We start from the raw sequence: 12,958 nt of genomic DNA, 5'->3' as shown, positions 1-12,958 counted from the left end.
TATGGTTATGCAGATTGACCAGCCGGTTGCTTTCACAGCTAACCGGCTGGTAACATGTTAAAAAAAAAGAGGGATCATATGAAACACATCAGCACACTCATTGCAATTTTATGGCTCAACGCCTGTGCCACTTCACAGGAAAAAATTGATGTCCAATCAGAAATTCAGGAAGCCAATGGCATCACCGTGATCAGTAACCACCCGGATGTCATTAACAGCTACCTGCAACCAAACGGCAATCAACACATGTTGTGCCTGGAACCTGATCCTGATGTGGCTTCGACTTTTAATGGTTCATTGTCACTGGGTGCCAACATCGCTGGGAACAATGACACCATCAGCGGCTCTGATGGGTCATCTGCAGTCAGTACCGGTGGGTTGAGTCCCATGGTTTTGATCGCCAGAGAGATGTTATACCGGGCCTGCGAACTGTCAATGAACAGCAACGCCAATGCTGAACAACAACTGGCGATTTATAAAATGTTCCTCGACAGCATTGAAAAACTCAGTGGCGTTGACCTGGGAACTGGAACCACCGCATCTCAGCCAACAGGACAATAAGCAGAAAATCAAGAGGCGTTTACCTATGCCTCTTTTTTCACGCCCTGTTTCACCGCATAACTGGTAAGATCGTAAGTTTAAACCAGCACCTGTGAAACCTTGAGCATCCCCCTGATTTACAGCCCTTTTTATTCTTTCCATTTTCCGGCCACTCACCGCTTTCCAATGGATAAGTTCCGACAACTGTACCGTTGCCTGGCTGATACGGGCATTCTCAAAGAGCATAATGTATTCAGACCAGGCCGGGTTAAAGAACAGGTGCTCCAACTGGCCCATGCCAGCGATTACATCCATCGCTTTCAAAACAATCAACTGACTGGCAAAGAGTTGCGCAAAATGGGTCTGCCCTGGAGCACTGATCTGGTGAAACGCTCAATGATTTCACCCAATGGCACTCTGATGACCGGTGCCATTGCCCTGAATCACGGCATCGCCTGCCACATGGCTGGCGGAACCCATCATGCATATCATGACCACGGCAGGGGCTATTGCGTGTTCAATGACCTGGCGGTTGCCGCCAAAGCGCTGCTTGCCCAGGACAAAGCAAAAAAGATCCTTATTTTTGATTGCGATGTTCATCAGGGAGATGGCACGGCGTCGATCCTGGCACACGAACCAAGGGTGTTCACCTGTTCCATTCACTGTGAAAAAAACTTTCCTCATCTTAAACAAGACAGCGACCTTGATGTGGGTTTACCCAAAGGCATGACTGATGAAGATTATTTACAAGTGGTTGGTGATACATTGGAAAAGGCTTTACAGCTCAGTCAACCAGACCTGGTTTTTTATGATGCAGGTGTGGATGTCTATGCTGAAGATGGCCTGGGGTACCTCAACATCAGTATTGAGGGCATTCGCAGAAGGGAACAATTGGTGCTTTCCATACTTCGGGAACAGCACATTCCAGTGGCCACTGTGATTGGTGGCGGATATGATAAAAACCAGGCTGCGCTGGCCAGGAGACATGCCCTGGTGTTTGAAACCGCCGCAGACTTATTCAGTTAACGGGTACGTTCTGCCACAGAATCCTGTAGCCGTTCACCACGAACCATTTCACGGTAGGCGATTCCCGCAGTGGCCAGGCATTTAATGATTTCTATTTCTGCCATTGGATCCTGTTCATCATTGAACCGGACCACCAACCTATGCTGTCCCGGGGCCCCCGTTTTCACGTCAGTTACCGCCGTCAGCTGTTTAAACAGCTGCTCAACCTGCTCTGGTGGATCGGCTTCCAGCTTAAAAGTCAGCGCTTTGGTGCGGGCTGTCAATTCTGCCACTGCTTCATGTGAATGTAATCGTCCTTTGCGGAGGATGATGATCTGTTGACACAGGTCTTCAATCACTTCGAGGTTATGTGAGCTGATGATGATGGATGCCTGTTTGCCCAATTGTCTGATGACTGATTTGATGGAATCTGTGGTATTGGGGTCAAGACCTGCAGTTGGTTCATCCAACATGATGATTTCAGGTGAACCGATGAATGCCTGGGCAATGGCGATGCGTTTTAACATGCCATGACTGAGCCGTTCTGGCAACTGGTTGAATGATTCATACAAGTTGACCAGCTTGATCACCCTTTTCGCTTCTTCCAAAGCCGCGGGCCTATTCATTCCCTGTAATTCTGCCAGCATGGACAATTGTCGACCAACCGGTAATGACTTCAACAGTGAGGCATCCTGTGGCAGGATGCTGATGCGGCCACGTATGGAGGGACTGTCCGGAGCATGACCAAGCACTTTGATGCTCCCTGCTGATGGTTTCAAAAATCCACACAACAGAGAAAACAAAGTGGTTTTACCCGCACCATTGGGACCAACCAATCCGGTGGTCATACCGGCAATGACATCCAGATTGATGTCCACCAATGCCTGAGTGGGGCCAAAGTTTTTGCCTAATTGGGTGGTTTGGATGACGGATTGATCCATATCAGATGTCCCTGCCTTTGAAAATACGCCAGCCCATGAAACCATAAGCCAGTACATAAACCGGTATCAGCACAAGGGCCTGAAGCCAGGTACTCCATTGCAACTGCATGATCAGCCCTTTGGTGGCATTAGGTAACAAATAAGCCAACACATCAGCCACATCTGGCATGCGAATGCCAACCACCGCAACAATCACCAACACCACCACATATACACTGATACCAACCAACGCTGATAACCCGGCAGAACCCACCACCACTGAACACAGTGACATCAGGGCGATGAACGGCAATGCGTAAGTGATCAATGACAACACAACCAACATCGCATCCACCAACAACCCGGCCAGATTGACATCATCAACCACACTGGCCATGATTACGGCCACCAGGGTAACGGCGCAGTAAGCCAGCGAGATCAGTATCACGGCACCGAGAAAACGGGCCACATATATTTCCAACCGGTTACAACGTGGAGTCAAAAAGCGCAGGTATTTGGTGCCAATGTCATTGGCTGTCTGATCACTGGCAGCAAACAACACAAAAAATGGTACGGTAGACACCGCCAGTAAAAAATAAGCCGACAAAGTCGCTGACCGATCAGTGAACAAAGAACGCGCCACCTGGGGATCAAATAACCAGCCAATAACAAAACTGCCTTCAGGGTTAGCCAGCCATTGGGCTGAACCACCGGCCAACTTAGAAAACATCCACAGCCAAAAAACCCCGAAGAACACCAAAAACAATAATCCTCTGGTACTGTGAAAAGCATAGTAAAGATCTTGTCTGGTCAGCACCCTGACCTGAGAAAGCCGCAATGTATTCATTGCGGCTCGTATTGATGGTTCATCATGTGATTGATTTACTCAGCTGGTGCTGGTGCGCCGCCCATTGATTTGGCAGCGATGATGGCCAATACTCCACCGACCAGGCCCAGAATGTTGGTCACCCCGAAGTTGGTGATCAATATCCCGATGACCTCAGCCAATATGGCCATGGCCCCGGCGACCATAATAAATTGCGGCTTTTTATCCTGAAACAGAAACACCGCACCGGCAATTAAGATACCGACACTGACCAGTAAAAACACCCCAAAAGCCATCAAACCAATACCAGATCCGCCCACTTCATTTTGGATTTCTTCCAGCTCAGCCCTTTGTTCTGCGGTGAGTTCCTGCCCCTGAACATAACCTGACTCTGCCATATTGGCCACACCTGTGGTGGCCGCTCCACCGGCCAGATAGCCCAATGACGCCAATAAATTCAATACCGCCGCAATGATTAAAATTACCCCAGCTGCTACTCTCATAGTGATCTCCTCTTTATATTTATCGTTATTTTTAAGAATCAATTCTTAAATTCCCGATATGATTTAAGCACAGAAAAATACAAAACACAATTGCCATCAAATGACATTCAGCAGAACTGTGAATGGCGTTTAAATAAATGATTCAACCCATTAATACTGAGTTCAGATCATAGTAGCCACTGGTTTTTCCATGAATCCAGGCTGCTGCATTCAGTGCACCCTGAGCGAAAATGGCCGGATCGTGAGATTCATGTTTGAACGTCATGGTTTCAGCAGGTAGCTGGCAGGTGACTTCATGTATTCCAGGCACTTCACCTTCACGAATGGCCTTGATGGCCACATCACCCAATTGGAATGCATCAGCAGCCACTTTCGTCATGTTACTTTCAGGTGACAATGCCTGTGCCAAAGAAATGGCTGTCCCGGATGGCATGTCTTTTTTGTGGATGTGATGAGTTTCAGTGATGCTGAACACCCCATCTTCATTGGTTTGACGAAGGATTTGCAACAGATTTTTCATGATTTGAATGTTAAGTGAAAAATTTGAAGTCCACATCACTGGAATGTATTTTGCCGCCTGTGACAAACGATCAAAACTGTCCTGATTCAACCCTGTCGTGCCACTGACAAACGCTATCTGACTGAGCACACAGTAATCGACCAACTCATCAAAACCATCCGGCTGGCTGAAATCGATCACAACATCAGCCTTGACCCCCGCCAATGAATCAATGGCCAGCAATCCGGTTGGGTTTGAACCATCCTGATTGAGCAGCAATGACAAATCTTTGCCCAGGTGTTTGCTGTTGGGTGAGACCAGTCCAGCCACCAGTTTAAATGAAGGCTGGTCAATGACCAGTTTCAGCAAGCGCCTTCCGATGCGGCCTGAAACTCCGGAGATAATCACATTAATGGGTTGAGGCATGTTCAGATCCATTGGGTTAAATGAGTATGCTAAATATATGGTTTTTTTTGCCAATATGCATCCAAAATCAATAAAAAAACCAACAAAAAAGCCAGCTCGAAATACTCGGCTGACTTGATGTGTTGCATCATGTGGCTGATCTCAGCCGGTCATTTTGTCCAGAAAAGATTTGACGTTATCAAACCAGCCTTTTCGACGTGGGTTATTTTTATCGCCACTGTCCCTGATGGTTTTGTCCAACGCCTTAAGCAAATCTTTTTGTTCAGCAGATAAATTCACCGGCGTTTCAACAGTCACTTTACAATACAGGTCGCCGGTGCTGTGCGAACGAACTGACTTGACGCCCTTGCCGCGCAAACGGAACTGTTTGCCTGACTGGGTTTCGGCGGGCACTTTCAGTTTTACTTTACCCGACAGGGTTGGTACTTCAATTTCGCCGCCCAAACAAGCAGTGGTAAATTCAATCGGCATGTCACAATACAGTGAATCACCTTCACGGATGAAAATCTTGTGTGGCAACACATGAATGTCGACATATAAATCTCCGGCTGGTCCACCTTGTGGTCCGGCTTCACCCTTGCCGGATAAACGGATGCGATCACCCTCGTCAACACCAGCAGGAATTTTTACATTCAGCTTGGTATTCTCCTTTTTCCTGCCTTGACCATCGCATGAACCACAAGGATTGCTGATGATGGAACCTTTTCCACGACAATCCGGACAGGCCTGTTGCACAGAGAACATGCCTTGCTGCATACGAACCTGACCAATGCCATTGCAGGTCTGACAGGTTTTGGTTTCACCATCTTTTGAACCGCTGCCATGACATGGTTCACAGCTGACCATGGTGGGAATGGCGATTTCCTTGTTGATGCCATTGATTGCTTCTTCAAGCTCAACGGTCATCTCGATTTGAACATCACGTCCCCTTTGCGGACCAGCAGAACGGCCACCGCCGCGTCTCCCGCCGCCAAAAATGTCACTGAAGATGTCACCAAATATATCACCCACATCACCCTGAAATCCACCACCAAAACCGCCAGGGCCACCCTGGCCTCCGCCCTGACCACTGACTGCGTCAAAACCATATTGGTCGTACATTTGCCGTTTGCGCTCATCTTTGAGGATTTCATAAGCCATCTGAGCTTCTTTGAACTTATCCTGAGCATCAGGATCATCGGCATTGCGATCCGGGTGGAATTTCATCGCCGTGCGTTTAAAGGCTTTTTTAATTTCAGCCTGGGTTGCCGACTTCTGGATACCAAGTATTTCGTATAAATCTTTCTGTGCCATGTTTTTTTTCAGGTCTTCTTATGGGTTAATACCGCCCCGGACTCATCATCCAGGACGGTATTCATTACATCTTGCGGTAGCCGACAGCCCGCTGCTGCCGATGCGCTACCATTACTTCTTGTCGTCGTTGACTTCTTCAAACTCAGCATCAACCACATCATCATCGCCACCGGATGATGCTTCTTCACCACCGGCCTGTTGCGCCTGAGCTGCCTGAGTGACTTTTTGCATCACTGGCTGAACCGCGGTTTGCAGTTCCTGTGAAGCACTGTCAATGGCGGCTTTGTCATCACCCTTGGCAGCAGTTTCCAGTTGCTCAATGGCGGCTTCAATGGCGGCTTTCTCACCGTCTTCAATGATTTCTTTGTGCTCATCCAGCATCTGACGGGTTGAATGTGCCAATGCATCAGCACCATTTCTGGCCTGAGCCATTTCCTGGAAGGCTTTGTCCTTCTCAGCATTCAACTCGGCATCCTTGATCATTGCTTCGATCTCATCATCAGACAAACCTGAACCGGCTTTGATTTCAATGCGTTGTTCTTTGCCCGTGGCTTTGTCTTTGGCTGACACGTGGATGATGCCATTGGCGTCAATGTCAAAAGTCACTTCAATCTGTGGCATGCCACGTGGAGCAGCACTGATGCCCTCCAGGTTAAACTGACCCAAAGATTTGTTGGCGCTGGCTACTTCACGCTCACCTTGCAACACATGCACAGTCACAGCTGACTGATTGTCTTCTGCCGTTGAGAATACCTGTGAAGCTTTGGTCGGAATGGTGGTGTTTTTCTCAATCAGCTTAGTCATCACTCCACCCAGGGTTTCGATACCCAGTGACAGTGGCGTTACGTCAAGCAATAACACGTCTTTGACGTCACCGGACAACACACCACCCTGAACGGCAGCACCCATGGCGACTGCTTCATCAGGATTCACGTCTTTGCGCGGCTTCTTACCGAAAGTCTGCTCAACAATGGTTTGCACTGCTGGCATACGGGTCTGGCCACCCACCAGGATGACATCAGAAATTTCACTCAATGAAACACCCGCATCTTTGATGGCGGTTTCACATGGTGCAACAGTGCGTTTCACCAAATCTTCCACCAGCGACTCCAGTTTGGAACGGGTGATTTTCACATTCATGTGTTTTGGACCAGAAGCATCGGCCGTGATGTATGGCAGGTTAACTTCCGTCTGATCGAGGGTCGACAACTCAATTTTGGCTTTTTCAGCAGCTTCTTTCAATCGCTGCAAGGCCAAAGGATCGTTCTTCAAATCAACACCCTGGTCTTTTTTAAATTCAGCAACCAGGTATTCCATCACGCGGTTATCAAAATCTTCACCACCCAGGAATGTATCACCATTGGTGGCCAATACTTCAAATTGTTGCTCGCCATCGATGTCAGCGATTTCAATGATGGAAATATCGAAGGTCCCACCACCCAGGTCATAAACAGCTATGGTGCGATCACCGCCTTTTTTATCCATTCCATAAGCCAGCGCAGCTGCGGTTGGCTCATTGATGATGCGTTTAACTTCCAGACCGGCGATTTTACCGGCATCTTTGGTGGCCTGACGTTGAGAATCATTGAAGTACGCAGGAACCGTGATCACGGCCTGGGTCACTTCTTCACCGAGGTAATCCTCAGCAGTGGATTTCATTTTTTCCAGAATTCGGGCAGAAATCTCCTGAGGAGCCATTTTCTTGCCACGCACTTCAACCCAGGCATCACCGTTGTCAGCACCGATGATTTTGTAGGGCACGATGTCCTGGTCTTTTTTGACCACTTCTTCGTTGATCTTACGACCAATCAGTCGTTTGATCGCAAACAATGTGTTTTCCGGATTGGTCACCGCCTGTCTTTTGGCCGATTGTCCGACAATGGTTTTACCTTCATCGGTGAACGCCACAATGGACGGGGTGGTTCTGTCGCCTTCTGAATTTTCAATGACTTTGATGTCCTTGCCTTCCATGATGGCGACGCAGGAATTGGTGGTTCCTAAATCTATACCTATTACTTTTGACATTTTTATAAACCTCTAAAACGCTGTATTTGTAAACTGATCACTATCTATGGTCAGTGATGAATTTTTCAAGCTACTGAGCCACCACAACCATGGCTGCTCTGACCACCCGGCCATTGAGTAAATAGCCTTTCTGGAACACATTGACAATGGTATTCTTCTCATGATCAGGAGATGGCACCATACTCATCGCTTCGTGTTGCTCAGGATCAAAGGCTTCACCCACTGGATTGATGATTTCAATGCCATTGTCTTCCAGCACTTTGGCAAACAATTTCTGGGTATTTTGCGTGCCTTCAATCATGGCTTCTGTGGTGACTTCACACTGGTCATCATTAACCACTTCAAGGGCTTTGTCGAAACTGTCCATCACTGGAATCATGGCTTTGATGATTTTGTCATTGGAAAACTTCCGGGTATTATCAATATCCCGCTGCAAACGTTTTTGCAAATTCATGCCTTCAGCCACCACCCGCAAGACCTCATCTTCTTTTTCTGTGAGGGCTGCCTGTTTGGCTTCCAGTTCTGCTTCCAGTTCTTCAATTCTGGCTTGCATTTGTTCCAACGCTGATAACTCATTGTCATCCAATTCAGCAATCACCACTTCATCATCTTCTGATGGTTGGTTATCCTGCTGACCTGATTCACCGGCACCGGTCATGGTTTCGTCCTGGTCCGGATGACTGTTCTGATTTACCTGTTCCTCTGTCATAATCAATTGTGTAGCTGTTAATAATGGCAGTGATATGGTGATTGGAGATGACAATTCAAGGCAGTGAAGTTAAAATTACAGAACTCATTTCTAGGAACAGACCATCACCCATGCTGCAATCCCTGTACATTCAAAATTTCGTACTGATTGATCAACTGGAAATTGATTTTCATTCTGGCATGTCAGTGTTCACCGGTGAAACCGGAGCCGGTAAATCAATCATCATCGGTGCATTGTCAATGGCCTTGGGTAACCGCGCGGATTCTCAGACCATTGGCCCCTTTGCTGAACACAGTGAGATCATTGCCACCTTTGATGTGGCACAGAACCCCAACGCCCGCCAATGGCTGCAGGACCAGGAACTGGGAGAGGACAATGAATTGGTACTGCGTCGCACGTTCAATCAGCAGGGACGCAGCAAACAATGGATCAATGGGCGGCCCATGGCCACCGGTCTGGTCAAAGACCTCAGCCAATACCTGGTTCAGATCCATGGCCAACATGATCAAATCAGATTGCTGAAACCGGCCATGCAACTCCATATCCTCGATCTGGCAGGTGATCATCAACTGTTGCTGAAACAAACCCGTCAGGCATTTGACCAGCTACAGACCATTGAGGCAGAAATTCAGGCTTTGCAAGAAGCAGGTTCAATGTCAGAAGAACAGGTTCAGTTACTTAATTACCAATTGGCAGAACTCGACCAGTTGGCATTGGGACCCACTGAATATGAACAATTACACGATGAACTGAAAACCGCTGCCCATGCCCGCGAATTGATGAGCAGTCTGGATGATTCCATGCAACTGATCAGTGACTCAGAACACAGTGTTGAACAACAACTGGCCCAGGTCATCAGCACCCTCAGAAACAGCCGCGGGCATGACTTCAGCGAAATTTGTCAAATGCTGGAAGAATCAATGATCAATGTAGCGGAAGCCAGCCAGCAGCTGCAGCAAGTGGCAGACGGCATCGTCGATGATCCGGCCCATCTTCAGGAGCTGGAACAACGCATCGAACTCATCTCACAGGTGGCCAGAAAACAACAAGTGATGCCGGAACTACTGCACCAGCATCATCAACAACTGACCGACACCCTCAACACCCACGCTGACCTGAGTCAACAGCAGGTTGAATCAGGCCGGCAACGACAGGAAGCGCTGACCAATTACCGTGAGCTGGCGGCCAAACTCTCTACCCAACGACAACAAACCGCCCGCACCCTGGCCACTGACATCACCACCATGATTCAGAATCTGGGCCTGCCTGAAGCCCGCTTCAGCATCGCCATCAACCACCAGCAGGAGAACAGCCCGAAAGCCAGCGGTAATGACCAGGTGGAATTCATGATTGCGGCCAACAAAGGCCAGCAGGCCCAGGCGCTCAGCAAAACAGCTTCCGGTGGTGAGCTATCAAGGATTTCACTGGCCATTGAAGTCAGTACCCAACAAAAAAACCAGCACCAGGTGTTTATCTTTGACGAAGTGGACACTGGAATTGGCGGCGCAACAGCCGAACAGGTTGGGCACATCATGCAGCAACTCAGCAAACAGAACCAGGTCTTTGCAGTGACCCACCTGCCTCAGGTGGCAGGGCATGCCCATGATCATTTGCTGGTCAGTAAGTCCAGCAATCGCAAACACACCACCTCGAAAATCGAACACCTGAATGAAAACCAACGAATTGAAGAGTTGGCGCGAATGTCAGGTGGCCAGACCATCACAGAAGCCACCCTCGCACAAGCCAGGGAATTTTTGAAAACCGGATAAGTCTTTCGCATTGCAGCGGGGTGAATCTCCGCTGTCGCATGAGCAGGAGAAACCCATGAAACTGTTGTTAACCAGCGCTGTACTGATGTTACTTTTAAGCGAACAAGCCACCTCTGAGACAACAAAAGCCGCAGAACAATCCATGGAAGCTGCCGAACAGGAATACCTGACGTGGCACCTGCAACTGCACGAATTGCTACTGGCATCTGACAACAACAATCACAAAACCCTGGGCTTATTGGCCATGATCAACGGCACCCTACCGGCCATCAAGGAGGAGGAAAATAACGAAGCCAATCAGCAATTCAAAGCGCAGATGGTGGTGCTCAACGAACTGATTCAAAGCAATGAACTCACCACTCAAACTCAGTTACTGTTACTCAATTGGTGCAACAAAACCGCCCTCAGGGATTATTGTGACACGCAGCGGTTGCTCACCGATTTAATCAAGTCCAACCCTGAAAACCTACTGGCATATCTGCATCCTCTGAAAGTCGCCTACAACGAACAAAACGATGACTTACTGATCAACACCCTGCGCCTGATGGCTGTCAGTCAGTACAACCATCAGCACCTATACCTGACATCGGATTTTCAAATGGCCGTAGATGCATTCCTGGCAGAAAACCCCGTGCCGAAAAGTGCCATTGAAGCCTTTAAAAAAGATGAGGTCTTGTTGTCTGGTTTGACCGATCAGCAACGCCTGGATCTCGACAACCACATCCGGACCTACCTGCATTTTGCAATCAAAATGTCATACCTGTATTTACATGAACCCGCCGATTTAAAAGTCTTGTTTGAGGTTTGCAAACTGAATCTGCAATTCACTGAATCCTGTCTGAAAATCACCCAGATTCTGATCCATCACAGCGATACATTCGCTGCCCGGGGCATCGGTTATGCCTTGTTGATGGCCGTCAACCAGATCAATCAAAGACCAGAGCTGACCGAAGTGGTGGCCGATAAACAGCAGGTTTATCAGGATGCAGTGCAATGCCTGCGCAAGGCTGCCCGCAGTGACTCCTTGCTTGATGGCATGTTTGATGCAGAACAATTACGGATCAGGTTGTTACCCATCAACCAATGGGATTTGCAGTTACAGCTGGCTGAGTATATGTACCGGAAGCACAACAGCCAAAACCCCGGCCGAATCAACCCTCAGGATTGTATCAGCCCACTACAGCCTGAATAACTGCAGTCCAAAAACATCACCTGGGCACTTTTGTGGAGCGCACATACTTTCCCCAAAGTATGTATGCTACACTGTAGTCGTGTGAAAAGTGTGTGGCGAGGCTGAGTGAATCAACCCTATAATCCCGGGTATTATTTTGAGCAGGTTTTTGAAATCCGCTGGTGGGCCTTGTTATTTGGTGCGTTTAGCCTTGGGGTATTCTTCTATTTAGACACGATGCGGTTCAGCGGAGCATCACTGGACAAAGCCATGGCTGCCAGACTGATTTATCAATTGCTGCCCTTCGTGCTATTGATCGGCGCCACCCATCTGCAAAAAACCGGTGTGCTGTCCAAAGAAACCGTTTTTCTGATCTCTGCAGTGTGTATCTCGGTGATTGGCATTGGTCACGCAGAAATCATCCAGATCGCTCACCAGAATGCATTCACTTTCCCGCGCATCGGGCTGACCATTGTTTTGATTTATGCAGGTATCCTTCTGGTCATGCCGTTGCTGCATTCTTTTATCAGTTCAGTGTTTATCATTGTAGTCGCAGCCAACGCTTACCTTTCGACCGGCATGGTGATTGATGAGATCATCTCTATTTCTGTGTTTTACCTGTTGTTTTCCGGGTGCTGTGTATTCATGAACCACATCTGTGCCAAAATCCTGCTGGCCAACTCCAAATTGGTCAAACGAATCAATGAGCAAGCCAATACTGATAACCTCACCGGATTGAATAACCGGCGAAGGTTTTTTGAATCATCTGACCAGGTATACAAACACTCCAGTCGTGAACACAAGCCATACGCCGTGCTGTTGGTGGACCTGGACCACTTCAAAAAAATCAATGACACGCTGGGGCATAAAACAGGTGATCATGTGTTGATCAAAATGGCCAGCAACCTCAACAACCTGTGTCGCAGACCTCTGGATATGGCAGCCCGTTTTGGTGGCGATGAATTTGTGGTGCTGTTGTACGATTCCACGGAAGATCACATCAACAAAGTGTGCCAGACCATTATCAATGAAACTGAATGCATCACCGCTGCACTCTCTGAAAAAGCGCCGGATACACAGCTGGGGGTATCCATTGGGGTGGCGATCAACCACGCCCATGAGCCATACAACATCAAAACCCTGATTGAAATGGCAGATCAGGCCTTGTATACAGTCAAAAACAATGGCAAAAACGGCTATGTGATCGCTGGCAAGCAAGCCATCAGCAGCGTGGATAAACACAGTGATTTCATCAGCCTGGCCTGATTAAGC

Annotated in this window: 12 protein-coding genes; 5 read left to right on the top strand and 7 right to left on the bottom strand. The window is 48.2% G+C overall.

The genetic code is table 11. The features are described 5' to 3' along the window. Positions 1 to 78 precede the first annotated feature (78 nt). The gene (locus B0475_RS08615; RefSeq protein ID WP_077411407.1) at positions 79 to 561 is read left to right on the top strand and encodes a hypothetical protein; all 483 of its coding nucleotides are present in this window, start codon (positions 79 to 81) and stop codon (positions 559 to 561) included. Between the two features lie 165 nt (positions 562 to 726). Next, positions 727 to 1,566 (top strand): histone deacetylase family protein, encoded by an 840-nt coding sequence (locus B0475_RS08610; protein ID WP_077411406.1) that lies wholly within the window; start codon positions 727 to 729, stop codon positions 1,564 to 1,566. On the opposite strand, the gene B0475_RS08605 is transcribed toward B0475_RS08610, so the two are convergent. The 7 genes from B0475_RS08605 to grpE all read right to left on the bottom strand — a co-directional run bounded on the left by B0475_RS08605 (position 1,563) and on the right by grpE (position 8,746). Continuing rightward, the gene (locus B0475_RS08605) at positions 1,563 to 2,486 is read right to left on the bottom strand and encodes an ABC transporter ATP-binding protein (protein ID WP_157892818.1); all 924 of its coding nucleotides are present in this window, start codon (positions 2,484 to 2,486) and stop codon (positions 1,563 to 1,565) included. The genes B0475_RS08610 and B0475_RS08605 overlap by 4 nt on opposite strands. A gap of 1 nt (position 2,487) precedes the next feature. Beyond that, complete coding sequence (locus B0475_RS08600; protein WP_077411404.1) at positions 2,488 to 3,312, bottom strand: hypothetical protein; 825 nt, start codon at positions 3,310 to 3,312, stop codon at positions 2,488 to 2,490. Between the two features lie 35 nt (positions 3,313 to 3,347). Next, entirely contained in the window at positions 3,348 to 3,794 is a 447-nt protein-coding gene (locus tag B0475_RS08595; protein ID WP_077411403.1) for a hypothetical protein, read from the bottom strand. Positions 3,795 to 3,936: 142 nt separating this feature from the next. Beyond that, positions 3,937 to 4,719 carry a 4-hydroxy-tetrahydrodipicolinate reductase gene (gene dapB, locus B0475_RS08590; RefSeq protein ID WP_157892817.1) on the bottom strand — a complete coding sequence of 261 codons (783 nt, stop codon included), beginning with the start codon at positions 4,717 to 4,719 and terminating at the stop codon, positions 3,937 to 3,939. Between the two features lie 141 nt (positions 4,720 to 4,860). After that, a complete protein-coding gene (gene dnaJ / locus B0475_RS08585; RefSeq protein WP_077411401.1) occupies positions 4,861 to 6,012 on the bottom strand; it encodes a molecular chaperone DnaJ in 1,152 nt (383 codons plus the stop codon). A gap of 111 nt (positions 6,013 to 6,123) precedes the next feature. Further along, entirely contained in the window at positions 6,124 to 8,037 is a 1,914-nt protein-coding gene (gene dnaK / locus B0475_RS08580; protein WP_077411400.1) for a molecular chaperone DnaK, read from the bottom strand. 70 nt (positions 8,038 to 8,107) lie between these two features. Then, positions 8,108 to 8,746 carry a nucleotide exchange factor GrpE gene (gene grpE / locus B0475_RS08575; protein ID WP_077411399.1) on the bottom strand — a complete coding sequence of 213 codons (639 nt, stop codon included), beginning with the start codon at positions 8,744 to 8,746 and terminating at the stop codon, positions 8,108 to 8,110. Between the two features lie 110 nt (positions 8,747 to 8,856). Between grpE and recN the strand changes: the two genes are divergently transcribed. From recN to B0475_RS08560, 3 genes are all read left to right on the top strand, one after another. Beyond that, positions 8,857 to 10,515, top strand: a complete 1,659-nt coding sequence (gene recN, locus B0475_RS08570; RefSeq protein WP_157892816.1) for a DNA repair protein RecN — start codon at positions 8,857 to 8,859, stop codon at positions 10,513 to 10,515. 55 nt (positions 10,516 to 10,570) lie between these two features. Next, a complete protein-coding gene (locus B0475_RS08565) occupies positions 10,571 to 11,707 on the top strand; it encodes a hypothetical protein (RefSeq protein ID WP_157892815.1) in 1,137 nt (378 codons plus the stop codon). Between the two features lie 105 nt (positions 11,708 to 11,812). Next, positions 11,813 to 12,952, top strand: a complete 1,140-nt coding sequence (locus tag B0475_RS08560; protein WP_157892814.1) for a GGDEF domain-containing protein — start codon at positions 11,813 to 11,815, stop codon at positions 12,950 to 12,952. Positions 12,953 to 12,958 lie beyond the last annotated feature (6 nt).

The organism is Marinicella sediminis (assembly GCF_002000055.1).
In the GTDB taxonomy this organism is placed as follows: domain Bacteria; phylum Pseudomonadota; class Gammaproteobacteria; order Xanthomonadales; family Marinicellaceae; genus Marinicella; species Marinicella sediminis.
The sequence above is the reverse complement of the archived record's forward strand: the minus strand, read 5'-3'. Positions and strand labels throughout refer to the sequence as shown.

Bases quoted from the DNA above. Each gene is read 5' to 3' on its own strand.
- B0475_RS08615 (WP_077411407.1), top strand. From the start codon at position 79: ATGAAACACATCAGCACACTCATTGCAATTTTATGGCTCAACGCCTGT.
- B0475_RS08610 (WP_077411406.1), top strand. From the start codon at position 727: ATGGATAAGTTCCGACAACTGTACCGTTGCCTGGCTGATACGGGCATT.
- B0475_RS08605 (WP_157892818.1), bottom strand. From the start codon at position 2,486: ATGGATCAATCCGTCATCCAAACCACCCAATTAGGCAAAAACTTTGGC.
- B0475_RS08600 (WP_077411404.1), bottom strand. From the start codon at position 3,312: ATGAATACATTGCGGCTTTCTCAGGTCAGGGTGCTGACCAGACAAGAT.
- B0475_RS08595 (WP_077411403.1), bottom strand. From the start codon at position 3,794: ATGAGAGTAGCAGCTGGGGTAATTTTAATCATTGCGGCGGTATTGAAT.
- dapB (WP_157892817.1), bottom strand. From the start codon at position 4,719: ATGCCTCAACCCATTAATGTGATTATCTCCGGAGTTTCAGGCCGCATC.
- dnaJ (WP_077411401.1), bottom strand. From the start codon at position 6,012: ATGGCACAGAAAGATTTATACGAAATACTTGGTATCCAGAAGTCGGCA.
- dnaK (WP_077411400.1), bottom strand. From the start codon at position 8,037: ATGTCAAAAGTAATAGGTATAGATTTAGGAACCACCAATTCCTGCGTC.
- grpE (WP_077411399.1), bottom strand. From the start codon at position 8,746: ATGACAGAGGAACAGGTAAATCAGAACAGTCATCCGGACCAGGACGAA.
- recN (WP_157892816.1), top strand. From the start codon at position 8,857: ATGCTGCAATCCCTGTACATTCAAAATTTCGTACTGATTGATCAACTG.
- B0475_RS08565 (WP_157892815.1), top strand. From the start codon at position 10,571: ATGAAACTGTTGTTAACCAGCGCTGTACTGATGTTACTTTTAAGCGAA.